General features: G+C 69.4%; 22 protein-coding genes. 8 read left to right on the plus strand and 14 right to left on the minus strand.

Going from position 1 to position 23863, the window contains the following annotated elements; all coding sequences use genetic code 11:
* The first annotated feature begins 443 nt into the window (after nucleotides 1-443).
* From K2Y56_RS16930 to K2Y56_RS16945, 4 genes are all read left to right on the plus strand, one after another.
* Nucleotides 444-1355 (plus strand): LysR family transcriptional regulator, encoded by a 912-nt coding sequence (locus K2Y56_RS16930; protein WP_043378370.1) that lies wholly within the window; start codon nucleotides 444-446, stop codon nucleotides 1353-1355.
* Nucleotides 1356-2416: 1061 nt separating this feature from the next.
* A complete protein-coding gene (locus tag K2Y56_RS16935; RefSeq protein ID WP_230365928.1) occupies nucleotides 2417-2863 on the plus strand; it encodes a chlorite dismutase family protein in 447 nt (148 codons plus the stop codon).
* Nucleotides 2850-3512 (plus strand): sigma-70 family RNA polymerase sigma factor, encoded by a 663-nt coding sequence (locus tag K2Y56_RS16940; protein WP_230365905.1) that lies wholly within the window; start codon nucleotides 2850-2852, stop codon nucleotides 3510-3512. Before K2Y56_RS16935 ends, K2Y56_RS16940 begins: the two co-directional genes overlap by 14 nt.
* A gap of 26 nt (nucleotides 3513-3538) precedes the next feature.
* On the plus strand, nucleotides 3539-3766 hold the full coding sequence (locus K2Y56_RS16945; RefSeq protein ID WP_043378361.1) for a zf-HC2 domain-containing protein: 228 nt from the start codon (nucleotides 3539-3541) through the stop codon (nucleotides 3764-3766).
* Between the two features lie 7 nt (nucleotides 3767-3773).
* On the opposite strand, the gene K2Y56_RS16950 is transcribed toward K2Y56_RS16945, so the two are convergent.
* Nucleotides 3774-4037 carry a hypothetical protein gene (locus K2Y56_RS16950; protein WP_043378358.1) on the minus strand — a complete coding sequence of 88 codons (264 nt, stop codon included), beginning with the start codon at nucleotides 4035-4037 and terminating at the stop codon, nucleotides 3774-3776.
* A gap of 36 nt (nucleotides 4038-4073) precedes the next feature.
* Nucleotides 4074-4265, minus strand: a complete 192-nt coding sequence (locus K2Y56_RS16955) for a hypothetical protein (protein WP_179696869.1) — start codon at nucleotides 4263-4265, stop codon at nucleotides 4074-4076.
* A 4-nt stretch (nucleotides 4266-4269) separates the two neighbouring features.
* On the opposite strand from K2Y56_RS16955, the gene K2Y56_RS16960 reads away from it, so the two are divergent.
* Both K2Y56_RS16960 and K2Y56_RS16965 read left to right on the plus strand, forming a co-directional pair.
* Nucleotides 4270-6207, plus strand: a complete 1938-nt coding sequence (locus K2Y56_RS16960) for an amylo-alpha-1,6-glucosidase (protein ID WP_051975920.1) — start codon at nucleotides 4270-4272, stop codon at nucleotides 6205-6207.
* Nucleotides 6208-6218: 11 nt separating this feature from the next.
* On the plus strand, nucleotides 6219-8930 hold the full coding sequence (locus K2Y56_RS16965) for a glucosidase (RefSeq protein WP_043378355.1): 2712 nt from the start codon (nucleotides 6219-6221) through the stop codon (nucleotides 8928-8930).
* 238 nt (nucleotides 8931-9168) lie between these two features.
* Here the strand turns inward: K2Y56_RS16965 and K2Y56_RS16970 are convergent, their stop codons facing one another.
* From K2Y56_RS16970 to K2Y56_RS17025, 12 genes are all read right to left on the minus strand, one after another.
* Nucleotides 9169-10410 carry a cytochrome P450 gene (locus tag K2Y56_RS16970; protein ID WP_043378352.1) on the minus strand — a complete coding sequence of 414 codons (1242 nt, stop codon included), beginning with the start codon at nucleotides 10408-10410 and terminating at the stop codon, nucleotides 9169-9171.
* Entirely contained in the window at nucleotides 10403-11728 is a 1326-nt protein-coding gene (locus K2Y56_RS16975) for an FAD-dependent oxidoreductase (protein ID WP_043378349.1), read from the minus strand. Before K2Y56_RS16975 ends, K2Y56_RS16970 begins: the two co-directional genes overlap by 8 nt.
* Nucleotides 11725-11940 (minus strand): ferredoxin, encoded by a 216-nt coding sequence (locus K2Y56_RS16980; protein ID WP_043378346.1) that lies wholly within the window; start codon nucleotides 11938-11940, stop codon nucleotides 11725-11727. Before K2Y56_RS16980 ends, K2Y56_RS16975 begins: the two co-directional genes overlap by 4 nt.
* A gap of 71 nt (nucleotides 11941-12011) precedes the next feature.
* The gene (locus K2Y56_RS16985) at nucleotides 12012-13667 is read right to left on the minus strand and encodes a patatin-like phospholipase family protein (protein ID WP_210274612.1); all 1656 of its coding nucleotides are present in this window, start codon (nucleotides 13665-13667) and stop codon (nucleotides 12012-12014) included.
* Between the two features lie 239 nt (nucleotides 13668-13906).
* Nucleotides 13907-15139 (minus strand): pyridoxal phosphate-dependent aminotransferase, encoded by a 1233-nt coding sequence (locus K2Y56_RS16990; protein ID WP_230365906.1) that lies wholly within the window; start codon nucleotides 15137-15139, stop codon nucleotides 13907-13909.
* On the minus strand, nucleotides 15136-15834 hold the full coding sequence (locus K2Y56_RS16995) for a glycosyltransferase family 2 protein (RefSeq protein WP_043378343.1): 699 nt from the start codon (nucleotides 15832-15834) through the stop codon (nucleotides 15136-15138). Before K2Y56_RS16995 ends, K2Y56_RS16990 begins: the two co-directional genes overlap by 4 nt.
* A gap of 3 nt (nucleotides 15835-15837) precedes the next feature.
* On the minus strand, nucleotides 15838-16890 hold the full coding sequence (locus K2Y56_RS17000) for a radical SAM protein (RefSeq protein WP_043378338.1): 1053 nt from the start codon (nucleotides 16888-16890) through the stop codon (nucleotides 15838-15840).
* Entirely contained in the window at nucleotides 16887-18245 is a 1359-nt protein-coding gene (locus K2Y56_RS17005) for a glycosyltransferase 87 family protein (protein WP_043378335.1), read from the minus strand. The genes K2Y56_RS17000 and K2Y56_RS17005 overlap by 4 nt, the downstream gene beginning before the upstream one ends.
* Nucleotides 18242-18985, minus strand: coding sequence for a DUF2064 domain-containing protein (locus tag K2Y56_RS17010; protein WP_292510053.1), 744 nt, complete (start codon nucleotides 18983-18985; stop codon nucleotides 18242-18244). Before K2Y56_RS17010 ends, K2Y56_RS17005 begins: the two co-directional genes overlap by 4 nt.
* A 19-nt stretch (nucleotides 18986-19004) precedes the next feature.
* Nucleotides 19005-19535, minus strand: coding sequence for a hypothetical protein (locus K2Y56_RS17015; protein WP_043378331.1), 531 nt, complete (start codon nucleotides 19533-19535; stop codon nucleotides 19005-19007).
* Nucleotides 19532-20305, minus strand: a complete 774-nt coding sequence (locus tag K2Y56_RS17020) for a molybdopterin-dependent oxidoreductase (RefSeq protein ID WP_043378328.1) — start codon at nucleotides 20303-20305, stop codon at nucleotides 19532-19534. The genes K2Y56_RS17015 and K2Y56_RS17020 overlap by 4 nt, the downstream gene beginning before the upstream one ends.
* The gene (locus tag K2Y56_RS17025; protein ID WP_051975891.1) at nucleotides 20302-20991 is read right to left on the minus strand and encodes a cytochrome b/b6 domain-containing protein; all 690 of its coding nucleotides are present in this window, start codon (nucleotides 20989-20991) and stop codon (nucleotides 20302-20304) included. The genes K2Y56_RS17020 and K2Y56_RS17025 overlap by 4 nt, the downstream gene beginning before the upstream one ends.
* A gap of 162 nt (nucleotides 20992-21153) precedes the next feature.
* Between K2Y56_RS17025 and K2Y56_RS17030 the strand changes: the two genes are divergently transcribed.
* Together K2Y56_RS17030 and K2Y56_RS17035 are read left to right on the plus strand one after the other, a co-directional pair.
* Nucleotides 21154-22140: an AraC family transcriptional regulator gene (locus K2Y56_RS17030; RefSeq protein ID WP_292510058.1), complete on the plus strand. Its 987-nt coding sequence runs from the start codon at nucleotides 21154-21156 to the stop codon at nucleotides 22138-22140.
* A 485-nt stretch (nucleotides 22141-22625) separates the two neighbouring features.
* A partial coding sequence (locus tag K2Y56_RS17035) for a nucleotide disphospho-sugar-binding domain-containing protein (protein ID WP_292510060.1) occupies nucleotides 22626-23863 on the plus strand: 1238 nt, incomplete at its 3' end.

The raw sequence follows: 23863 nt of genomic DNA on the forward strand, positions 1-23863 counted from the left end.
GGCCACTGATGGCGCCGCGCGAAATGCGTCTCCGGATAGCCGTGCAGAAGCAGCACGGCCGGGCCCGCACCCGCGTCGAGGTAGTGCATCCGGATGCCGTTGACCTGGGCCGTATGGTGCCGTGCATCCGGAGTCATGAGGGTCTCCCCTTTGCAACCAGCGTGCGGACAACCGGGAGTCGTGAGAAGAGGTGACGCGGGAATAGGATCTATACGCGACCTGTATGAGTACGTGCTGGAAGATCCTGGGCGCTCGTGGCGACGGGGACCGTGGCGACGGGGACCGTGGCGGCGCGAGCGAGCGGCGCGTGCCGAAGGATGCGTCGGTCTCGCGGGCGTCGTCGCCCGCCGGAATCCACCGCCTCGATCGGCAGTCATCGGTGACCGGTCCGCCGCGGTCGGCTACGGGGTGTCGGAGCTCCGGACGATACGGGGACGGTATGGATGAACGACCTGATCACGGCCATGCGGACCTACGTGCGGGTCGTGGAGGCCGGCAGCTTCACCGCCGTGGCGGCCGAGCTCTGTACCACCCAGCCGACGATCAGCCGGCAAGTGGCTTCGCTGGAACAGCATCTCGGCACGCGGCTCATCACCCGCACGACCCGCGCGCTCGCCGTGACGGAGGACGGTCGCGTCTTCTACGAACACGCCCTGCGGTCGCTCGAGACGCTGGCCGAGGCCGAAGCCGCGGTCGGCAGGCGCAAGGGCCGGCCGTCCGGAACGCTGCGACTCACCGTGCCGGTCGTGTTCGGGCGTCTGCACGTCGTGCCGCGCCTTGCGCTGTTCGCGGAGCGCTACCCGGACATCCGCGTCGATCTCATCATGAACGACGCCTTCTCCGACCTGGTCGAGGAGGCGATCGACCTCGCGATCCGGGTCGGCGAGATCACCGATCCGGGCCTCGTCGCGAAACGGATCGGGATCACGCGGCGCGTCACGGTCGCCGCCCCGGCCTATCTCGCGAAATGCGGCGAACCCACGTGCCCGGGCGACCTCGCCGCCCATGACTGCATCGTCTACACGCGTCTCGTCGCCGGCCACCGCTGGTCGTTCACGAGCCCGGATGGACCCGTCTCAGTCGACGTCGCGGGTCGTTTCCGGGTCAACAATTCGGAAGGGGTGCGCGAGGGCGTCATCGCGGGCCTCGGCATCGGCGTCGTGCCGATCTGGGCGTTCCGCGACGAGATCGAGACGGGACGGGTGAAGATCATCCTCCCCGCTCACCGGCCGATGCCGTTGCCGATGCAGGCCGTCTACCCGTCGCGCCGGTTCGTTCCGCTCAAGGTGCGGGCAGCCATCGACTACCTGAGAAGAGAATTTCTGCAGGACGCACGGATCTCTGGCGCCGGTTGAGAGCGTTCGAAGGGCTTGGCCTTACCTCGGCTCGAAGGGAAAGTTTCCGCAACTGGTCGATCATCGGTCGTTTGAATGAGCGACGAGAGTCGGGATGTCGTACAAGTGCCCGACTCGCGGATCCACGCGTTTGCGGCGGTCCTCGTCGTGTGCACGGTCGGGGACCATGCCGATGGCCGATTCGCGAGGACGTATCCGCGGAAGGCCGATGAGCGGGTCGTCGACCGATCTTTCGACGCCGGCGTCTTCGCGAACCTTCCACCGTCGATCCTACGGAACGGGACCAGGATCGCGGTGGTCGAAGTCTGCGTCGACGGGCGGAGCGAGCGCGCGGACCTTAGCCGATCCGATAAGCCATGACCTGATGCGCTCCCTTCATGGGCGCGTACGGCCCGGTGCGTCCCATCCGGCGTTGCACCGGGTGACGAGCCCACGAGTTTCTTGGCTATCCGGATTGCGGTGTGGAATGCATCAGGTGCTCCTATCGGTCTCCCGGCTGTTTCACCCCCTCAAGCAGCCCACTCGGCCGGGTGACAAGTCCCGGTCGAGGGCGCAGTCCCAGACGACGCGCCGCGTACACTGCCCGCCTCGCCGCAGGCAAGGGCCCGATCATCGCCGCTGCGGATCGGCACGAAACACAGGATCTGGCCCACCCGATAGAAATGGTGCCTCGACAAATGAAACCTTCTCCGACCTATCCTTCTCGCCACGTTCTTGCCGACACGAACGCGGCGTTTGATATTCGTCGGAGATGGAACACACCTTTGCTCAACGTGGAGGGTTTGCATCAGCGGCCCTATGAAGCGTCAACTGCACGAGATCTCACGGTCTCCGAAAATCCTCGTCCTTCAGGGCGGGGAAGATGTTGACTGCCTTCGACTGTGTAACGCGGCGAGCCTTGCAAGCGAAGCGGCCTTTACCGAGAGGATGGCGGAATGATCGACCTGATCGAGTTCGCGGGTGGCGATGCAGGCCCTTGGCGGGTGACGCGCGCGGAGTCGCCGCTTGGGGAGCGTCTGCCCAGCGCAACCCGCCTTTCCGTCAGCCTTCCGATCGGCAACATGGGACAGCGGACCGGTCCTTCGACCGGCACGATCTGGCGCTTGCGCGGGGTGGTGAGCAATCTGCGCTATACAACCAGCAACGAGGCGCAGCGGCTACGCGCCGTGCAGCCACCTCTCGATCGACCTTCGGCGACGCGGGCCGCCCTGATCCCGATCAGGAAGTCGGCGCGCTGGTGGGAGCTGGCTCAGGACGAGCGCCGGGCGATCTTCGAGGAAACCTCGCACCACACGAGCATCGGCCTCGGCTACCTGCCGGCGATCGCACGGCGACTCCACCACAGTCGTGACCTCGGCGAGCCGTTCGATTTCCTGACGTGGTTCGAGTTCCCGCCGGAGCACGAGGTAGCCTTCGAGGCGCTCGTCGCAGCGCTACGCGCTACCCGCGAGTGGACCTTCGTCGAGCGCGAGGTCGACATCAGGTTGACCCGTGATGCGCCAGGCTGATCCGGTGATGACGGCCGATCTGGAACCGAGCGACGACCTGCTGCTTCCGCGGCTTCGGCTCGGCGAGGAGGCCGCTTTCCGGATCCTCGTGCGGCGCTATCACGTGCGGCTCGTGGCGATCGCCCGTGGCGCACACCTGACGCGGGAGGCGGCGGAGGAGGCGGTGCAGGAGGCCTGGATCGCGGTGATGCGCAACATCGCGGGATTCGAGGCGCGCTCGTCGCTGCGCACGTGGCTGACCGGGATCGTCCTGAACATCGCGCGCAAGGCCTCGGTCTCCGCCAGGCGCACCGCGACCTTCGCGGAACTCACGCCACGGCATGACGAGGACGAGGGATCCGGTTTCGACGCCGATGCCTTCCTCGCCGACGGCCACTGGCGTGAGGCGCCCTGGCACTGGAGCGAGATCGACTTGGAGCGCGGGCTCGCGGGGCGGCAGGTCTGGCAAGCGGTCGAGGCGGCCATCGCCGCTCTGCCGCCGGACGAGGCCGCCGTGATCCGGCATCGCGACATCGAGGGTTTCGGCCCGCGCGAGACGGAGGAGTTGCTCGGCCTCGGCGAGGCGCGTCAGCGCGTGCTGCTCGATCGAGCGAGGCTGAAGATCCGACGGGTGTTCGAGGCGTTGACCCGCGACGCGGCGCGAGCGTGACGAGCGGAACGGGCGAGGATGATCGGATGCGGTGTCGAGAGGCGGCGGAGCAGGCAGGCGCGTTCGTGGACGCGGAGGTGTCCGGACGCGTTCGATGGCGCATCCGGCTTCATCTCGCGACCTGCAGGAATTGCCGGCGTTTCGTGCGGCAGATCGCGCTCACGCGCGACGCTCTCGGCCGGCTCCCGCCTCCGCCCCTCGACGCCGCCCGCGAGGACGAACTCGTGGCGGCCCTGCGGGAGGCATCGCGGTGAGCGCCGGTCAGCAACCGGTACAGATCGAGGTCGCGATCAGGTTGTGCAGAGCGCGACTCTTCCGGTCGAGCGCCGCGGTGGTCCCACTGCGCCCGTCGAGGGCCGAGCCCCCCGGCTTCGTCGTACCGTTCGACGTCACTTGGCGGAACAGCGCCTGTGGCATCGTCGATGCCGAGCCGACCGCGGCCGGCAAATGGTCGACCGGCGCGGCACTGACCGGGAACGCAGCGAAGGTGATGAGAGCGATGGCGGCGAAAGCGGGGCGGGTCATGATCTTTGTCCCTACGTGGTTTGGAGCGGGAAGCGTTCAGACGAAGGCGACGACCATCAGGCTGAAGAAGGCCGCGATCGCGCCGACGATCGGAGGAAGGGCGCGGGCTGGATCGAACATCGAGGTTCTCCGCGGCGCGTCGATCGCGCCATGATCCTGAGTGCCTGCAGGAGGCCGGATCCGCGTGCGGCTGCGCACGCCGGATGCCGCGCGGACGGAGCGGGACACCGGGATGCCTGACGCGATACCCCTGCCGGGCGAGGCGTTCGAGTGGCTGGAGGCCGACGGGCTCGGCGGTTTCGCCTCGGGCACCGTTTCGGGCGTCCGGACACGCCGCTACCACGCGCTCCTGCTCACGGCGGCGAATCCGCCGACCGGGCGGACGGTGCTCGTCAACGGCATCGAGGCCTGGATCGAGACCGCGGCCGGACACACCGATCTCAGCGCCCAGCGCTACCTGCCGGACGTGATCCATCCGCGCGGTTTTGAGCGAATTACGAGCTTCACTCACGAGCCCTGGCCGTCATGGACATTCGGCCTGCCGGATGGCACCGAGATCACCCAGGAGATCTTGGTTGATCCCGATGCCTGCGACACGCTGCTGCGATGGCGGCGGATCTCAGGCGCTGGTCCTTGCACGCTCGTCGTCGTCCCGCTGCTCTCGGGACGGGACTATCACAGCCTGCAAACCGCAAATCCCGCTTTCGACTTCAAGCCACAAATCGGCGGCGCGGAGACCGGAACCTGCGTCACGTGGCATCCCTATCCGGATCGACCGGCGATCTCCGCCCTGACCACGGGCACCTATCGACATGAACCGGACTGGTATCGCCAGTTCCTCTACGCGGCGGAGCGGGCGCGGGGACTCGACTGCGTCGAGGATCTCGCCGCGCCCGGCAGCTTTCGCTTCGATCTCGCGGGGCCCGAGCCCGGGCTGATGCTGCTACGCGCTGGCGAGAGCGGGCCGGTCCGCGTCCGAGCCTTGGCTGACCGGATGATCGCCGCGGCGCGCGCGACGCGGGCCGGTCCGGATCTTCGCCGAAGTGCCCTGAGCTACCGGGTTGATCGAGGACGGGGCAGTACCCTGGTGGCAGGCTTCCCCTGGTTTACGGATTGGGGGCGTGACACCTTCATCGCGCTGCGCGGCCTGCTGCTGGCGACCGGCGAACTCGACACCGCGGAGAGCATCCTCAGAGCCTGGGCGGGCGTCGTCAGCGAGGGCATGATGCCCAACCGTTTCCCGGATTCCGGCGAGGTACCGGAATACAATTCCGTCGACGCCTCGCTCTGGTACGTGGTCAGCGTGTACGACTTCTTGGCAGCCTGCAGGCTGGTTGGGCGCTCCGTCCAGTCCGAGCCAGCTCTGCGTACAGCCTGCCTCGCGATCCTCGATGGCTACGCTGCCGGTACCCGTTTCGGCATCCGGGCCGATGCGGATGGTCTGATCGCGGCCGGTCAGCCCGGATGGCAACTCACGTGGATGGACGCCAAGGTCGGCGATTGGGTGGTCACGCCCCGTATCGGCAAGCCGGTCGAGATCCAGGCCCTCTGGATCAACGCCCTCCACATCGCGGCGACGCTGTGGGAGCCGCGCTTCTCCGAGGCCGAGACCGCGGCGCGAGCGAGCTTCGCGCAGAAATTTCCAAACCCGGTGGGTGGCTTATTCGACGTCGTCGATGTCGACCACGTCCCCGGCACGCACGATGCGGCGGTGCGTCCGAACCAGATCTTCTGCGTCGGCGGTCTCCCGTTTCCGCTCCTGACTGGGGAGCTCGCCAAATCCGTCGTCGATGCGGTCGAGCACAGGCTTCTGACGCCGCTCGGCCTGCGCACCCTGTCGCCGGACGATCCCGCCTATGCCGGTCATTACGGGGGCGACGCGCGGACGCGAGACGGTGCGTACCACCAGGGCACGGTCTGGCCCTGGCTGCTCGGTCCCTTCGTCGACGCGTGGCTCTCGGTCCGCGGCCGCAGCGAGGCGGCCCTGACGGAGGGGCGGGCTCGCTTTCTGCCGCCGCTGGAGCAGCACCTCGGCGAGGCCGGCCTCGGTCATGTCAGCGAAGTCGCCGACGGCGATGCGCCCTATCGACCCGGCGGCTGCCCGTTCCAGGCCTGGTCGCTTGGCGAATATATCCGCCTGCGCCGGATGCTCGGCCTCAAAGCGTTCTGAGGGAGACCGCAATGCCTGAGGGCCCGAACGCATCCCACCTGTTCGAGACCGAGGAAGGACGCCGTCTTCGGGCCTGTGCCGCGGACGGGTGGCACCGCTGGGGACCGTATCTCGCCGAGCGGCAATGGGGGACGGTCCGCGAGGATTACAGCCGGGACGGCACCGCCTGGGACTACCTGCCCCATGATCACGCGCGCTCGCGGGCCTACCGCTGGGGCGAGGACGGCATCGCCGGGTTCAGCGACGACAAGCAGCTCTGGTGTCTCGCGCTGGCCCTCTGGAACGGGCGGGACCCAATCCTCAAGGAGCGGATGTTCGGCTTGACCAACGAGGAGGGCAACCACGGCGAAGACATGAAGGAACTCTACTGGCTCCTCGACGGCACGCCGACGCACTCGTACATGCGGATGCTCTACAGGTACCCGCACGCGGCGTTTCCCTACGCCGAGCTCGTGGCCGAGAACCGACGGCGCAAGGGCCGCGACATGCCCGAGTACGAGCTCGCCGACACCGGTGTACTGGCGGAGAACCGCTGCTTCGACGTCACGGTCGAGTACGCCAAGGCCGCCCCCGACGACGTGCTGATGCGGGTCTCGGTCGTCAATCGCGGGCCGGAAGCGGCCGAAATCCACGTCCTGCCCCATCTGTGGTCGCGCAACACGTGGTCGTGGCGCGAGGATCCGAAGCGGCCGCTCCTCCGGCTCGTCGAGGGGCCAAGCGTCGAGGCGACCCGCGCCGCGGGTCCCTGTCGGCTGTTCAGGGCCCTACAGCCGGCCGAGTTCCTGTTCTGCGAGAACGAGACCAACACTGCTCGCCTGTTCGGCGTGAGCGGATCGTACCACCCCAAGGACGCGATCAACGACGATGTGGTGGCGGGAACCCGCACGCGGGTGAACCCGCTCCACGAGGGCACCAAGTGCGCGGCGCTGAGCCGCCACACGCTGATGGCCGGCGAGACGATCGTCTTGCGCTACCGGTTGTCCCCGGCCGACGCGCCGGGTCTCGACGACGCGGGTTTCGAGGCGGTGTTCGCGCGTCGGGTCGCGGAGGCCGACGCCTTCTACGCCGCCCTTCAACGCGACATGACGGACCCCGACGCACGCCTCGTCCAGCGCCAGGCCCTGGCCGGCATGCTCTGGTCGAAGCAATTCTACCACTTCGACGTGCGCCGCTGGCTGATGGGCGATCCGACGCAGCCGGAGCCCCCAGCGGAGCGGCGACACGGACGCGACAGCGAGTGGGCGCACCTCAACAACGCCGACATCGTCTCGATGCCCGACACCTGGGAATACCCCTGGTACGCGGCCTGGGACCTCGCCTTCCACTGCGTGACCTTCGCGCTGATTGACCCAGAATTCGCCAAGGGCCAACTCGTGCTGCTGACGCGCGAGTGGTACATGCACCCCAACGGCCAGCTGCCGGCCTACGAGTGGGCCTTCGGCGACGTGAACCCGCCGGTTCATGCCTGGGCGGCGTTGCGCGTCTACCAGATGGACGCCGCGCTCACCGGGCGACCCGACCGGACATTCCTGGAGCGGGTGTTCCACAAGCTGATGCTGAACTTCACCTGGTGGGTGAACCGGAAGGACGCGGACGGGCGCAACGTCTTCCAGGGCGGCTTCCTCGGACTGGATAACATCGGCATCTTCGACCGCTCGGCGCCGCTGCCCACCGGCGGCACCATCGACCAGGCCGACGGCACCGCCTGGATGGCGATGTACACGCTCAACCTGATGCGGATCGCCCTTGAACTGGCCGCCGAGGACCCGGTCTACGAGGACATCGCGACCAAGTTCTTCGAGCACTTCCTCTACATTGCCGAGGCGATGACCGACATCGGCGGCAGCGGGGTCGGCCTCTGGGATGAGGCGGATGAATTCTTCTACGACGTGCTGAACCTGCCCGACGGCAAGATGCTGCCGTTGCGCGTCCGCTCGCTGGTCGGGTTGATCCCGCTTTGCGCCGTCGAGGTGCTCGACATTTCCTTGCGCGACCGATTCCCCGGCTTCGCGCGCCGGGCCGAGTGGATGCTGCGTAACCGTCCCGACCTCGCCGCCTTGGTCTCGCACTGGAGCCAAGGCGAGGGTGAGGGACCGCCGCCCGGCCCGGGCGGCGACCGGATGCTGCTCTCGCTGCTGCGCCGGCACCGCATGAAGGCGCTTCTGGCGCGGATGCTCGACGAGACCGAGCTCTTCTCCGACCACGGTATTCGCTCTCTGTCGAAGGCGCATGCCGAGCACCCGTTCGTTCTCGATTGGAGCGGTGCCCGCTACTCCGTCGACTACGAACCAGCGGAATCGACGACCGCCACGTTCGGGGGCAACTCGAATTGGCGCGGTCCGGTCTGGATGCCGATTAACATCCTCCTCATCGAGGCGCTCGACCGCTTCGGGACGTTCTATGGCGACGACACCCGCTTCGAGTGCCCGACCGGCTCCGGCCGTTATCTCAGCCTGCCCGAGATCGCCGACGAGTTGAGCGAGCGCCTCTGCAGGCTATTCCTGCGCGGGCCAGATGGACGCCGGCCGGTGCTCGCCTCCTATGGCGCTCTCGCCGACGATCCGCATGTGTGCGACTGCATCCCGTTTCACGAGTACTTCCACGGCGATACCGGCGCAGGGCTCGGCGCGATGCATCAGACGGGCTGGACAGGCCTCGTAGCACTGCTCCTGAGGCCCGGGCGCCTCACCGCACTGCCGATCACCCGCGCCATCCCGTCCTGACGATCGGGCCCCCCGGCTCCGGTGTCTTATCCTGCGGGGGAGACACCGCGTCGCTGAAGTCGTCCATCGCCGGCTGGTTCGGCGCGCAGATGAAGGAGGACCGCTCCCGGCTCCTCGATCCAGACGTAACGACGAGCAGCATCCAGACCGACGCAAGTCCAGAGCTGACGTACCCCGCTCCGCAAGACGACCGCGCTTGGCTCTCGCCATCGTCTCATAACCGTTCGCGCCTGTAGGATCACGCGATCCCCGCTATGGCGATGCCGAGGTGCTGTGGACCGCGGAGGGAAGCGCCCGGTCGGTAAGGCGGCGGGTCGTCCAGGAGCCTCGGTGCGATGAGGCGCCGGCAGAGCGTGACAAGGGCGATCTCGGCCTCGATCCGCGCGAGGGGCGCGCCCACGCAGTAATGGAGGCCACCGCCGAACCCGAAATGCTGGTTGTCCGTCCGGTCCGGATCGAACCGGTCCGGTTGCTCGAACCGCGCCGGGTCGCGGTTTCCGGCCGCAAAGAGCAGCACCACCGACGATCCCGGCGGGATCGTCGTTCCCGCCACCGCGATGGCGCCGAGCGCCTTGCGGGTGCGGAAATGGACGGGGGGCTCGTAGCGCAGCATCTCCTCGATCACGCGGGGTGCCCGCTCGGGGTCGGCCTTCAGCTTTCGCAGCTCCTCCGGATGCCTGAGCAGTGTGAGCATGCTGTTGGTGATGAGATTCACCGTCGTCTCGTGACCCGCGACGAGGAGCAGGATCGCCGTCGAGATCAGGTCTATGTCGCCCATGGCCGCGCTGCCCCGGCCACCGTGGGCGGCGAGCCCGCTGAGCATGTCGTCGGCCGGATGGCGGCGCTTCTCGCGGATCAGCCGACGCATGTAGTCGGAGATCGCGTCGAAGGTTGCGGCGATCTCCCGCCGCCCCGCCTCGTCGTGGCGCACGTCGGGCTCCAGGGCCGTCGCGAGGCGGATCGCCCAGACGTGGAATTGCGCCTCATCGGCCTCGGGCACGCCGAGCAGCTCGCAGATGACGGCCACCGGCAGCGGATAGGACAGGTCCTCCACCAAGCAGACAGTGTCGCGGCCGTGGCACTTGTCGATCAGGGCATCCACGAGCTTCGCAACCTTGGCGTGAGATTCCCGCACCCGGGCGATCGTGAACTCCTTCATCACGAAACCGCGCAGGGTGTCGTGGTCGGGCGGATCGCGGAAGATCAGCGGGCGATGGCCGTTGACCACCCGATTCCGGATCGGGTTGAGGATCCAGTCCTTCAGAGGGTTGCCCGTTCTGGGTCGCCGCGAGGGCGGCAGGTCTTCCGAGCTCAGCCGGGGATCGAAAATCAGGCTCTTCAGCGCGGCATGGGTGCTGACGACGTAGCTGCCGTCCGCCTGCCGGGACACGGGCGTCTCGCGCAAGCGCGCGTAGAGGGGATAGGGGTTCGCCCTGTTTCTCGGATCGAGAACCTGCGCGAACAGCGTCTCGTCAGGCATGGGCCGTCTCCAGAGCCGTAACCGATCGGCCGGAGGATCGCCGCGGGCTGGGAAAGCCGGGCTCCAGGGTCTCGATCCGCGGCTGGTCGGTGGCGCCGAGGATCGGCGGGAAGGCCGCCCCGTCAGCCACGGCCTCGGCATAGGCGGGAAGCCAGCGTGCCTGATCGAAGGAGAGGGCCGCGACGGTTCGCCCGGCCCGGCCATAGACGGCGAGGAACCGGTGCGAGGCCCGCGATCCCTGGACGATCGCGAGCGCCTCCGCCCCCTCGGTCAGGCCGGCGAGCTTGATGTTGAGACCGAACTGGCTCGACCAGAAGGAAGGCACGTGCTGGTATTCGACCTGGCCCGTGGGCGGAGCAAGCATGTTCGCCGCCGCGTGCCGGGCCTGGTCCACCGCGTTGCCCCAATGCTCGACGGTCACCAAGCGGCCGCCGGTGAGTGGGTTCGGCCAGCGCGCGACATCGCCGGCCGCGTAGATGGCGGGATCGGGCTCCCCCGTCGTGGTCAGGGCGCGGCAGGCCGCGTCGCAGGTCAGGCCTCCCGGGTCGGCGACGAGGGCGGCCGCGGCGAGCCAACCCGTGTCGCGCGTCGCGCCGAGGGCGACGATGACGAGATCCGTCGCGATGTCCGCGCCACCCGCCAAGTGGGCGCGGCGGACTTGTCCATCCTCGCCGGAGAAGGCCACCACCTTGACGTTCGGGCGGAGGTCCACTCCGGAAGCCCGCATCCGCCCGGCGAGTGTGGCCCCGATCACCGTCCCGAGGAGGCGGGCGAGCGGCGTCGGGTTGGGATCGACGAGCGTCACCGCCAGGCCGAGATCGCGGCAGCAGGAGGCGGCCTCGCAGCCGATCAGGCCGGCGCCGACGATGAGGACGCGGCTCGGCCGCAGCGCCAGCGCGCTCCGCAGGGAGCGGGCATCCTCCAGGGTCCGGATCGTGAAGATCCCGGCGAGATCGGCGCCTTCTCCGGGCCATGGCCGCGCCCTGGCGCCGGTGGCGATCAGGAGCGTCTCGTAGGGAAGCGTCGCGCCGTCGGCGAGGCGCACCACCCGGCGGTCCCGGTCCAGGGCGACGGCCGGCAGGCCGAGCCGCCACTGCGCGCGCAGACGGGTGAGTTGCGGAAGTGCGGTCGCGTCGGGGTGAAGCTCGCCCGCCAGGACGTGCTTGGACAGAGGCGGCCGGTCGTAGGGCCGGTGCGGCTCGTCCCCGACCAGGGTCAGAGGGCCGTCATAGCCGCCGTCCCGCAACGCCTCCGCGCCCCGCAGGCCGGCGAGGGAGGCGCCTACCACGACGATGCCCGGTCGCTGCCCGTCCGTCACGGCTCGTCACCCTCGGCGAGTCCGGCGGGCTCGATCGCGATGGCCCGGACGGGGCAGGCCTGCTGCGCCCGCTCGACCTGCGACCTCTTCGCCTCGGGCGGCGCCGGATCGTAGAACAGGATCTCGTGACCGCGCACCTCGAAATGCTCAGGGGCGGCGTAGCAGCACTGCGCGTAGCTCTGGCAGCGGTTGAGATCGACCACGACACGCATTCAGGGGCTCCGAAGAGATGTGCGGATGACCGGTCGGTCGGGATCTGCGCCTGCCCGAACATCGGAGCGGCTCATGTCCAGGCTCCCAGGCGGCCCGACTCCAGCGCTTCCCGGGCGCAGCGATAGCCGAGTTCGGCCGTCGTCTCGAAGCTCGACCACGCCCGCAGATCGACCCCGGCCAAGGAGGGCTTGAGCAGGACCGCAGCCCGGGTGACGGCCGCCATGGTCTGGGCGTCGCTCGACACCATCGCGGAGCGCAGGAGCAGGTGCGCGATGCCGGGGAGCTGGTCCGAGATGCCGAGGAGGCGCCGGAACGCCTGCGCGCTCCGGCCCTGCCGCGGCATGACCTGGAAGGCGGCGTCGCTGCCGACATCCACGGCGAGAACCGGCCCGCGGTCGAGATCGGCCATCACGTCGGCAGGCAGGTTGTTCATCATGCCGCCGTCCACGAGGATGCCGTCCGCACTCGCCACCGGGGGCAGCAGGCCGGGAATGGCGATGCTGGCGCGGATCGCCCGGTCGAGGGGGCCCGCCCAGTGGACCATTGCGGTGCCGGTCGTGAGGTTCGAGGACACGCAGAAGAACGGGCGCCAGAGATCCTCGACGCGGGCATCGCCGAACCGCTCGGCCAACCCCGCATCCACCTTGGCCCCGCGCGTCAGGGCGTGGAACGGCAGGGTGTAGTCGTCGAGGGGGTTGCGTCCGACGAAGGAAGCCACCGTGTGGGTCTCGATCGCGTCGAGGCTCCAGTCAAGGGCGACGCTGGCGGCCAGGATCGAGCCCATGCTGGTGCCGCCGACGAGATCGATGTCGAGCCCGGCCTCGCCGAGCGCCCGCAGAACGCCGAGATGGGCGAGGCCGCGGGCGCCGCCGCCGCCGAGGACGAGGGCGCGGGCATGGCCGGACGCGATCCGGGCAAGCCGGGCGAAGTCGCCACCGTGGTTCTCGCGAACCTGGAGCCGCAGGGAGAAGGGCAGCGCGGCGACGTCGGGATGCAGAGGGCGCGGCAGGCGCGCCTCGGCGGGCTGCGCCACGGCGAGGTCCATGCGGATCCAGTCGGAGCGGATCGAAGCGAGATAGTCCGCGGCGCCGGGCCGTGGCGGCGCGCCTGGCTCGGCCAGCAACAGGACGTGGTCGGCGTGGCGCAGGCAGAGCCGGCACCAGGGGCAGTCGATCTGGTGGGCGACGAAGACCGTGCGGTCGTGCGTTTGCTCGTAGCGGTGGAACCACGCCTCGTCGGCCTCGGGGGGCCATTCGGAGAGGCAGCCGGTCCGCCCCGGCAGCGCGGCATCGAGGGCCTGCGCCAGCCGCTCGCCGAAGGCCGTCGCCTTGAGGCCCTCGGTCACCGCCAGGACGGCGAAGCTCCGCGGCGCATGGCTCAGGGTCACGCCCGTATGGGCGGTGCGCAGCCGCGCGGCCAGGATCCGGGCGAAATAGAGCAGCGTCCCGGGATGGGCGGCGATCAGATCCTCGAACGACGCGCGGGAGAGCCGCAGGAGGTGCGTATCGCGCAGGGCCGTTGCCGTGACCGAGCGCGGCTCGCCGGTGAGCAGGGCGAGTTCGCCCACGGTATCCGGAGGGGCGAGTCGGATGAGGCGGCGCACGCTGCCGTCGCGCGGGTCGCGGATCGAGAGGCCGACCGCGCCGCTCACGAGCGTGTAGAGGGCGTCGGCCTCGTCCCCCTCCTCGAACAGCGTCCGCCCTCCGGCGACGGCGACGGAGGTCATCCGCGCCCGGATCGCGACGTCGGCGTCTCCGTCGAGGGGGGCAAGAAACGGAATCTCCGTGCGCCCCGAAGCCCGGGCGGCAGGGACGGGCGCCACGTCGCAGGCGCCGAGGCGTTCGGCCTCCGTGGGTGGTGCGGATAGGCCGCCGAGCCCGGTGAGCCTCGGGGAAGCGGCTGGGGCCGCGCCCGGAGGAACGGAACCGGGGTGCTCGATGCTCCGGTCGCGTCCGATCTCGGCACTCATCGGCCGGCGCGCCGCTGCAGATGATCCCCGAGGATCCCGAGCGCCGCGCCGCTGCCGACGCGACCGAGGCCGAGGCGCAGGCGGTCCGTGGGGACCGGCGCCAGCGCCGAGTGCCACAACGCGGAGGGCAGCACGAGGACGCCGTCCTCGGACGCGAGAGCCTTCGAGAACTCGGTCGCACCCTCTCGCCCACGGAAGCGGGGGCAGGCGAAGGCGAGATTCGTCGGTTCTTCCGGATCGAACAGGTTCGGGTAGCGATCGAGCAGAGCACGCAGACGGTGGTGGTTGCGCCGCCCGATCGCGCGGGCGCGGCCGGTCAGGCGCTGCTCGGCCCGCAGCGCGACCTGCGCCAGGATCTCGCTCGGTCCGGCGAGGCAGCTCGACAGCAGGCTCTTGACCGCGAGGACGCGGTCGAGCGCCCCGCGGTCGCGACAGGCGGCCCAGCCGACGCGCAGGCCCGGAAGCCCGAAGCCCTTCGACAACCCGTTGATGGAGATCCCGCGCTCGTACACGTCGACGACGGGTGGGACGGCTCGGCCCGGGTCGAGGTCCGTCTGGCGATAGACCTCGTCGTTGACGAGCCAGAGCCCGTGTCGGCGACAGAGGTCGACCAGCCTCTCCAGAGTCGTTCGATCCAGCGACGCGCCGGTCGGGCTGTTGGGAAAATTCATCAGCACCAGCCGCGTGTTCGGCCGGATGGCGGCGACCAGCCCGTCGAGATCGAGGGTCCAGGCCGGTTCCGGTCGGAGGGCGACGCCATCGGCCGCGCACAGCCGCGACACGACGAGCTCCGAGGGTTGGTAGATCGGCACCACCACCACCGCGTGATCGGCCGGACCGAGCAGCGCACTCAGCACGCAGGCCACTGCTTCCTGCGCCCCTGCGCTGACCAGCACGTCGTCGGCAGCGAGCCGGCGGTAGCAGCCGGCGATCGTGGCGCGCAGCCAGGAGGCGCCGCGCGGGTCGGCGTAGCCGAGGTCGGCCCTCCGCCAGCGCCGACGATCCTCCGGGCCGGCAAGGCGCAGCAAGGCGGCGAGCGACAGCGGCTCCGAGTCCGAGGCGGCGAGGTCGTGATGCGCGCAGGCCGACCAGCGATCCAGGTACGCCGCCAGCGCGAACGACCCTGCGGGCGCGATCCCGTGGTCCGTATCGGGGCCGGGCGCCTCCGTCCGGGCGCCGGCCCAAAGGCCCGGTGCAGCGTCGTCCTTGAGCGCCATCGCCGGCCTCACGCGCGCCGCTCCGAGCCGGCGGCGACGCGCAGGTAGGTCGCGCCGATCCGAGCGGCGGCCCGCATCGTCCCACCGAGCGAACCCGCGACCTTCGAGGATCCGCCCAACCGGCGCCGGTAGGGCATAGGCACCTCGCGGATGCGCAGGCCGGCTCGCGCGGCCTGCATCTGCATCTCGATGTTCCAGCCGTAGGTCGGCTCGCGCAGGGCGAGGGCCCGCAGCACGGCGCGGTCGATGGCGCGGTAGGCGCACATGTCGGTGTATCGGACGCCGTAGCGTAGGCCGATGCCGAGGCCGGCGAGCCGGCCGGCGAGCACTTGGTGCCAGAGCATCGATCCGGGCTCGCGGCTGCCCAGCGTGCGCGAGGCGAGGACGAGGTCGTGGCGGCCGGCGAGCACCGGCCCGGCGATCCGGTCGATCAGGTCGCCGCGATCCGCGCCGTCGCCGTCGAGATAGACGATCACGCGCGAGGCCGGATCGGCCGCGGCCGCCCCGAGCGCGCAGGCCCGGCCGTAGCCGCGTCCGGCCTCGATCACCCGGGCGCCCGCGGCCCGGGCGACGTCCTGCGTCCCGTCGGTCGAGCCGCTGTCGGCGACGACGACGTCCGCCGCGTAGGCCGGCGGGATCTCGCGGATCACCGCGCCGATCGCTTCGGCCTCGTTCAGGGTCGGGATGACGATGCTGACCGGATGCATCGCTCAGAGACTCCAGCGCAGGCCGCAGTTCCGGCACGGGGCGGGCGGCACGTCGGAGAGGAGCGACGTCCGGAAGTCGCGATAGGCCGCGCCGTTCCAGATCTCCCGGAGCGTGGCCTGCGTGGCGTCGCCCAGCGTGTAGTTGGAATAGCCGCGCACCGAGAACGGCGCGATGCAGCAGGGCAGCGCCCGACCGTGGGCGGTGACGTACATCAGGGACCAGGGTCGCCGACAGGTGGCCCAGGCGCGGTCCTCCTGACGCTTCAGGCTGATTCCGGGCTCGGTCGCGCCCGAGGCGTCGAGCGTCACCCCTAGCGAACGGCCGATGGCCTCGGCCTCGGCGATGGCGGCGGCCTCCGCCGCCTGGGTGCTCTCGAACAGCGACAGGTCGGCGCGGGCCATACCGTACCCGGCCTCGTCGAAGACGAGGCGCTGCAGGTGCACCTCGGTCACGCCCATCTCGGCGGCGAGCCGCACGAAGGTCGGGAGCTGGTCCACGGTCTCCTTGAGGCCCGTGAGCCAGAGCGAGACCCGGGGGGTCGCGGCGCCGGTCGCCTTCTGGAACGCGACGAACTTGCCGACGTCGCGCACGATGCGGTCGAAGAAGTCCTTGCCCCGCACCCGGCGGTACGAGGCCCGGTCGGCGGCATCGAGGGAGACGCGCAGCTCGTCGAGCCCGGTATCGATCAGCTCCTGAAAGCGCCTCGGCTGCATCAGGGTGCCGTTGGTGTTGAACAGGACGTAGGTGCCGCGGTCCTTGAGGTAGCGGACCATCCGCGGCAGGTCCTTCACCAGCATCGGCTCGCCGACCCCGTGGAGCACGACCCGGGCGACGTCCGGAACCTGGTCGACGATCCGGCTGAACAGCGCCCAGCTCATGTCGGCCGGGGGCTCCAGGGTCTCGAAGGTGCGCGGGCAGGTCTCGCACAGCAGGTTGCAGCGGTTCGTGACCTCCAGATAGAGGCAGACCGGCGGCGCCAAGGCCTCGGAGGCGCGGTCGGGGCCGACCGCCTCGAAGTAGCGGCGCGGGTCCTTCACTGCGGCTGAGGCCGTCATGGTGCGGTTCCTTCCGGGAGAGCGGAGAGGGGTGCGGTGCAGGCCTGCCGCAGGGAGCGGGCGGCTAGGAAGAGGGCCGGGACGAAGACCAGCGACGGCCACAGGAAGCGGTCGTCGAACGGGTCGATCAGGAACAGGATCGGCGCCGAGCCGAGCCAGATCAGGGCCGGGGCCGGCGCGACCACCGCGGGCAGCGCCAGCCAGGGATAGTACCAAGCGTAGTGTGGGCTCGCCGCGCAGGTGGTGAGGGCTGCGAGGAGCCCGGCATCGCGGCACAGCGCGACCGCGTCGGGCGCGGTCTGCCGGTTCGGGCCGAAGGCGATCCGGAGCGCGAGGGCGGCGAGCGTCAGTCCGGCGCAGACCAGGTAGGTCCGCAGCAGGCTCGGGGGGCTGAGCCCGAGATGCCCGAGACCGGCGAGCAGCCAGTAGCCCACGCCGGTGTCGTAGCCCTCCTCGGCCCCGTAGCCGCCGGCGAAACCGAACACGTTCGGGCCGGCAGCGAGGTAGGGCAGGTACAGGACGGCGATCACGGCCACCCCGGCGAGCATAGGCCGCCACAGCCGGCCTCCACGGACGAAGGCGGGCGCGACCGCGACAGGCAGAACCTTCACCAGCGTCGCCGCGCCCAGGAGCGCGCCCGCGAGCCCGTACCGACGACGGGTGCGGGCCAGCAACGCGATGCCGAGGAGGCCGATCGCCACGGCATCGACGTGCCCGTCGCGCGCGAAGGACCACAGGGCCAGCGGATTCCAGGCGTAGATCAGGATGCGGGCCGAAGGCAAGCCGGCGCCGCGCAGAACCGCGAGCATGGCCAGCATGCCCAGGGCCTCGAAACCCAACATCGCCAGCTTCATCCCGGTGACGCTGTGCGATACCTGCCCGACGGCGGCGAAGACCAGCTGCGCCGCGGGCGGGTAAATCGTACGAGCGTAGTCCTTGCGGTTGATCAGCGGGTAGACCGCCGGGTCGCGCAGCCGCTCGAGGGCGGGGTCGGCCGGGATGTAGCGGTAGGGGTTGATTCCGGCGGCCTGGACCTGCCCGTCCCAGACGTAGCGGTAGATGTCGGTCGACAGGAACGGCAGCGCCGGCAGCAAAGCGGCCCGCAGCAGCACGGCGATGCCGAGGATCGTCCATAGGGCCGCGCGCGGCAGCCGCTCCCGCAACACGAGGCGCACGGCGAGGAGGTAGACCGCGAGGCCGACCGCGACCACGCCGATGAAGGCGTTGGATTGGGGCGCCGCGCCGACGGTGTCGGCGCCCGGCACCTGGATCGCCAGCGCGCCGACAGTGACGGCCAGAAGCAGGAGGCCGAGGGCCGCGAGCCGATGAGCGGGGCTGGCGAGAAGCCGGATCATGCCGGCACCAACTCCGACGCGCGCGCGAGCCGCGCCAGGACCGAGCGCGTCGCCGGGGCCGCGTAGCCGGTCCTGTCGGCGGCGAGCCGCGCGAGCGAGGCCGCGTCGTCGACGTCGTACCAGGGCTCCAGCTCGACGAGATCGAGGCCGATCTCGCGCGCCCGGGCGCGGGTCGCTTCGGCGACGGTGTCGGTGCTCCAGGCGATGTCGGCGAACAGGCGGGCATGGGCCTGCTTGAGGCCGAGGATGTAGTAGCCGCCGTCGTCGCAGGCGCCGAACACGCCCCGCTCGCCCGGTTCGAGCAGGATCCGGGCCGCCTGGATCAGGAGCCGCGTCGGCAGGGTCGGGATGTCGGAGTTCAGCACGCAGGCCGCCGCGTGACCGTGCGCCAGCATGCCCTGGACGGCCTGCAGCAGGCAACGGCCGAAGCCCTCGACCTGCGCCGCGGTTGTGACGCTTCCATCCGCCAGGACGAGGTCGGTTCCCCGCGCAAGATGGGGGATCACCAGAGCCTCCGCGCCCGGCGGCGCGAAAGCCGCGTAGGCGGCAATCGGCGCGGCGCGGGCCGCCTCTTGGATGTTGGCGGTCGTGTCGCGCAGGAAGGCGGCGCTCAGAGCCGCTGCGTCGTCGAGGGTCAGCGGCGGGCACAGCCGCGTCTTGGAGCGCCCGCTTCGCGGCGCTTTCGCCATCACCCCGATCGCGCAGGTGGGGGCCGGTCCGGAGGTCGGTCCTCGTGCCATGTAGAAGGCTCCCGCGTGGTCAATGGAAGGGGCGGACGATCCCGAGGCGGATCGTCTCGTCCGGCGGTATCTCGGTGGCGGAACCGGGCGTGAAGGTCGGCAGCGCGCGCAGGCGCTCGGGCGTCAGGCCCATGAGGGCGACGTGCTCGCCCAGGAGCGCCACCGCCTCCACCGGCACGGCCACGAGCCGGGACCCGAATCCGCTCCAGGCGACCGCTCGCAGGCCTAGCCAGCCCAGCCCCAACGCACCGTCGAGGCGCACGGCCATCTCGCCCGCGCCGTCGCCGCGGCGCACGAGCCCCGTGACGCGGCCGAGGACGGACTGGGACTCCTCCGGCCGGAGCAGGAGGCGGCCGGCGAGGTCGCCGACGCGCACCGGCTGCGGAAACCGGTCCGCCGCGCGACCCGCCATCTCGGGCGCGGTCATGCCGGGCTTCGGCATGTGGTCGGGGGCCGGGGAGGGGCCCGGCGTCTGCGCCTGCGCCGATGCGGAGAGCGCCAGCGTGAGCAGGCAGGTGCCGACGGCGCACCGGATCGCGCGGACGCTCATAGGCCTGCGAACCAGCCGAAGCCGCGGCTCTCCCAGTATCCGCCGGGGTAGGTGTTGGTGACTTCGATGACCGTGATCCACTTCGGATTCTTGTAGCCGAGCTTGACCGCCATGCGCAGGCGCAGCGGGTATCCATACGGGTCAGGCAATTCTTCGCGGGCGTATCTGGTCGCGAGCAGTGTCTGGGGGTGCAGCGCGGTCGCCATGTCGATGCTGCTCGGGTAGTCGTCCGCCGTCTTGAAGGCGACGTACTTGGCGGTGAGGTCGGCGCCGACGCGCTCCAGGAACGCCCGGAGCGGTACGCCCGACCACTGCCCGATGTAGTCCCAGCCCTCGACGCAGACGTGGCGAATGATGATCTCGCGCTCGGGCAGCTCCGCGATCCGGCGGCGCGTCCAGGGCCGCTTGTCGGAGATCAACCCGGCGAGTTCCAGCCGCCACGCGTCGCCGTCGATCGGCTTGACGTCCTCGACGTCGTAGTAGGCGTTGAAGCGCGGCGGCTTCAGCACCTGGGACCCCGGATACTCGGGCGCGAGCTTTCGGGGATCGAAAAGGGCGGCCTGGACGCCGTCGTTGAAGTCGGACATGGCACGGAGCGCCCGCCCGACCGCGCTCGTGTCCGTCACGTCGCAGCCGGTCAACATCGTGAGCGCGCCGAGCGACAGGCCGCCCCGCAGGAGGCCGCGACGCTCGATCCTCCGGACCAAAGCGCGGTGGTCGTCGAGGATGCCGGGATCCGGCACCTTGAGGGGGCGGAACGGCGACCTCATCGCGTCGCCTCCCGCGCCGTGGCAGGGAGGGCCGGGCGGCGTACGGGGCCGCCGGTCAGCATCGCCCACAGCGTTCGCGGCACGAGCAGGGACAGCACGACGTGAACGACGAGGAAGCCGACCAGCACCGCCATGCCGGCGAAGTGGACGAGGCGCGCGCCCTGGAACCCGCCGAGCAGCGCGACGAGCCCGGAGAACTGGACCGGCTTCCAGATGGCCAGGCCGCTGACGACCTGGCCGATGCCGGCCAGGATGGCGACGATGTAGAGGATCTTCTGGACGGCGTTGTAGGTCGTGAGGTCCTCGTGCGCGAGCTTGAGCCGCAACGTGTCGCGGACGGTCTGCACGATTTCGCGCGGACGGATCGGCAGGAGGCGCTCGCGCAGGCGCCCGGTCGCGACGCCGTAGACGAGATAGGCGGCGCCGTTGGCGACCAGCACCCACATGGCGGCGAAGTGCCAGAGCAGGCTCTCGGCCGCCCAGGATCCGATCCGGGCCGACTTGGGGAAATAGATGCCGTGGATGATGACGGAATCGTCGTAGATGCCCCAGCCGGACCCGATCAGCACCACCATCGCCGCGGCGTTCGTCCAGTGCATGACCCGTACCGGCCAGGGATGCAGCCGGCGAGGCACAGCTGTGGACTGCGTCGGCGCAGTTCCAGGGTTGCCTCTCAACACGGACATGAACCGTGATCGCGTGGAAGGACGTCGAGCATCCCAGCGTGGCTTATGCTGCGTGCGTGCTTCACGGGTGTGGTTTGTTGTATCATGCTACAACTCCTAATTCATTTCGTCTTCCGGCACGATATCGTTTAAATCCGTTGCGCTTTGATTCGGTCGGCACACATGTCAGATCATGTATTAGTCAAATTACTATCGACTTTGACGGTGAGGGTTCATGCCTTCGCATTCTGCGAGATTCAATCGGGGTGGCGATTGCGGAAGCAGGGCATCGCTGACGCCCTGCTCGTCCATTATGTCTTGTCAGGCACCGGGACTATCGTCGTCGGCGACCAGGAGCCCGTGGCCTTCGGGCCGAACAGCATGGTGATTCCGCCGCGCGGCGTTCCTCACTCCCTCGGTTTCGCCGGGGCCATGCACACGGTTACAGCTCGAGATGCGCTCAGGGTGCTTCCCGACGGCCTCGTCGCGCTGACGGCCGGCGACGGCAGTCGCGACATCCTCGTGGCTTGCGGCGCGATCTCGGCCGGTTACGCCGGCGCGCTCGGCCTCTTCGACCGCCTGCAGGGCGCATTGATCGAGGACCTGTCGGGCAACGACCGACTGCGGCACGCCTTCGCCTTCATGATCGAGGAGTTGGTCCAGCCCGGACTCGGCACGCAGGAGGTGACGAGCGCGCTGATGAGGCAGTGCCTCGCCATTCTGCTGCGGGTTCACCTGAAGGAGCGGGGTACCAGTTCGCCAATCTTCGCGGCGCTGCGGGATCCGCGGCTCATGCGCGCCGTCGCGGCGGTCCTCGACGCACCCGGCGCCTCCCACACGGTCGATAGTCTCGCTGCACTCTGCGGGATGAGCCGGTCCGCGTTCGCCGAGCGGTTCTCCGCCATCTTCGGCGAGGGGCCCATCGAGTACCTGCACCGGGTCCGCCTGCGCCTCGCGGCACAGTTGCTGACGACGTCGCCCATGCCCGTGAAGGTCATCGCCGCAAGTGTGGGCTACACCAGTCGAAGCTACTTCTCGCATGCCTTCAAGGCGGCCTACGGCGTCGATCCGAGCGCATACCGCGGTCGATGCGCGGACGCGGCCAAGGCCATCGAACCCGGATCCAACGCGACCTTCGACTCCGCACAGGATGTCACGGGCGAAGATTGAGCGCGCGCTGGCCTGGAGAACCGGCAGCCCATGCGACGACGACATCGAGCCTACCATCTTCGCGATTTCCCGCTCGATTTTGCGGATCGAAGGCAGGCATGGAAGCGGACTGGCGTGCGTTATCGTCCAAAACAGGTGCTGCGCCGCATATCCCGTGTCGACAATTTCAGATCGGTCGCAGTCCTATGGCGAGCGGCACCGTTGCGACGTGCGCGGCGGCCGCACGTGCATGAGGCGCCACATTCGAGGTGATCGCCTGACATGCGATGGAACAAGGCTTGTTTCACGTGCCGTCCGACCAGCGACGGACGCGGTGCGGCTTCCTGGTTCCCCCGCAGGAGCGAGTTCGCATCACCTTGGCCGAACTTCGCAACGCCGATTGCGAAGGCGCCAGCCGATACTTGCGGAACCGCTGGTAACGGACCGAGCGACACACGCGAAATAAATGTGACTAACCCTGATCGAGGATTGCGCCGGATGTCGGCATGAAAGTTTTGATTGCAGCCAGCCCCCTTACGGGCCACGTCAACCCCCTGTTGGCTGTGGGACGACTGCTGGCCAGGCGCGGCGACACCGTCTTGGTGGTGACCGATCCTTCGTTTCGGCAGAAGGTCGAATCTTCGGGTTTGCGCCTCACAGCTTACGAAGACAGGGGTGCGGCGACCTATCTGGAGCCGCACCTGCCGCCTGGACCGGTGCGGTGGACGCACGAATTCGAGCACCGCTTCATCGAACCGATGGCGACGCAAGCCGCGGTTCTGCGCGAGACGATCCGGACGGAGGCTCCGGATGTGATCGTGGCAGGCAGCCTGTTTCTTGGGATCTTGCCGCTTCTTCTCGATGCGACGACGTGCCGGCCTCCGATCATCGTACTCAACATCAGCTTTCTGTTCCTCGACCGTCCCGACGATGCGCCGGTCGGCATGGGGCTGCTCCCGGCCCGGGACGACATCGAGCGTGCTCGCTACGCCGCATTGAAGGTGGGTCTCGATGCCTCATTCGTCCGACCGGTTCGCGCCCTCACCGACGCCCGCCTGGCCCGGCTCGGCGCGCGACCTTTGCCAGCCTCGTTGACCCAATCGCTCGCGATACTGCCCGACGCATTCCTGCAGCCGAGCGTCCGCGAGTTCGAGTACGATTTCGGTACGTTTCCTCCAGGACTGCGTTTTGTCGGGCTGCTGCCGACCACGCCGATGGCGGTCGCGGTACCGGAATGGTGGCCGGATCTGGAGAGCGGCAAGAGCATCATCCTAGTGACACAAGGCACGCTCGCAAACGCTGATTTCAGCGAACTACTTGAGCCGACGCTCCAGGCGCTTGAGGGGCGCGACGATCTTCTCATCGTTGCAACAACTGGCGGGAGATCCGTAGAGGAGATACACTGTGAAATACCGGCTAATGGCCGGGTCGCCACCTTTCTGCCTTTCGACGTGCTTCTCCCCAAAATCGATCTCCTGGTAACCAACGGGGGCTACGGAAGCGTCTCACAAGCTCTCGCCGCTGGCGTTCCGATTGTCTCCGCCGGCTTGACCGAGGACAAGGCCGAGGTCGGAGCCCGGATCGAGTGGTCGGGCGTCGGCTTGAATCTTGCGACGAACCGCCCGACCGTGGACGCCTTGCGTTGGGCCGTCGAGAGGGTGCTCACGGAGCAGCGGTTTCGCGAACGTGCTCGTGTGATGGCACGGGCCTTCGCCGATCTGGACCCAGGGCGCGAGATCCTAGC

It is taken from the genome of Methylobacterium sp. (genome assembly GCF_019745455.1).
Taxonomy (GTDB): Bacteria; Pseudomonadota; Alphaproteobacteria; order Rhizobiales; family Beijerinckiaceae; genus Methylobacterium.

Bases quoted from the DNA above. Each gene is read 5' to 3' on its own strand.
- K2Y56_RS16930 (WP_043378370.1), top strand. From the start codon at position 444: ATGAACGACCTGATCACGGCCATGCGGACCTACGTGCGGGTCGTGGAG.
- K2Y56_RS16935 (WP_230365928.1), top strand. From the start codon at position 2,417: ATGGGACAGCGGACCGGTCCTTCGACCGGCACGATCTGGCGCTTGCGC.
- K2Y56_RS16940 (WP_230365905.1), top strand. From the start codon at position 2,850: ATGCGCCAGGCTGATCCGGTGATGACGGCCGATCTGGAACCGAGCGAC.
- K2Y56_RS16945 (WP_043378361.1), top strand. From the start codon at position 3,539: ATGCGGTGTCGAGAGGCGGCGGAGCAGGCAGGCGCGTTCGTGGACGCG.
- K2Y56_RS16950 (WP_043378358.1), bottom strand. From the start codon at position 4,037: ATGACCCGCCCCGCTTTCGCCGCCATCGCTCTCATCACCTTCGCTGCG.
- K2Y56_RS16960 (WP_051975920.1), top strand. From the start codon at position 4,270: ATGCCTGACGCGATACCCCTGCCGGGCGAGGCGTTCGAGTGGCTGGAG.
- K2Y56_RS16965 (WP_043378355.1), top strand. From the start codon at position 6,219: ATGCCTGAGGGCCCGAACGCATCCCACCTGTTCGAGACCGAGGAAGGA.
- K2Y56_RS16970 (WP_043378352.1), bottom strand. From the start codon at position 10,410: ATGCCTGACGAGACGCTGTTCGCGCAGGTTCTCGATCCGAGAAACAGG.
- K2Y56_RS16980 (WP_043378346.1), bottom strand. From the start codon at position 11,940: ATGCGTGTCGTGGTCGATCTCAACCGCTGCCAGAGCTACGCGCAGTGC.
- K2Y56_RS16985 (WP_210274612.1), bottom strand. From the start codon at position 13,667: ATGACCTCCGTCGCCGTCGCCGGAGGGCGGACGCTGTTCGAGGAGGGG.
- K2Y56_RS16995 (WP_043378343.1), bottom strand. From the start codon at position 15,834: ATGCATCCGGTCAGCATCGTCATCCCGACCCTGAACGAGGCCGAAGCG.
- K2Y56_RS17000 (WP_043378338.1), bottom strand. From the start codon at position 16,890: ATGACGGCCTCAGCCGCAGTGAAGGACCCGCGCCGCTACTTCGAGGCG.
- K2Y56_RS17005 (WP_043378335.1), bottom strand. From the start codon at position 18,245: ATGATCCGGCTTCTCGCCAGCCCCGCTCATCGGCTCGCGGCCCTCGGC.
- K2Y56_RS17010 (WP_292510053.1), bottom strand. From the start codon at position 18,985: ATGGCACGAGGACCGACCTCCGGACCGGCCCCCACCTGCGCGATCGGG.
- K2Y56_RS17015 (WP_043378331.1), bottom strand. From the start codon at position 19,535: ATGAGCGTCCGCGCGATCCGGTGCGCCGTCGGCACCTGCCTGCTCACG.
- K2Y56_RS17020 (WP_043378328.1), bottom strand. From the start codon at position 20,305: ATGAGGTCGCCGTTCCGCCCCCTCAAGGTGCCGGATCCCGGCATCCTC.
- K2Y56_RS17025 (WP_051975891.1), bottom strand. From the start codon at position 20,991: ATGTCCGTGTTGAGAGGCAACCCTGGAACTGCGCCGACGCAGTCCACA.
- K2Y56_RS17030 (WP_292510058.1), top strand. From the start codon at position 21,154: ATGTCAGATCATGTATTAGTCAAATTACTATCGACTTTGACGGTGAGG.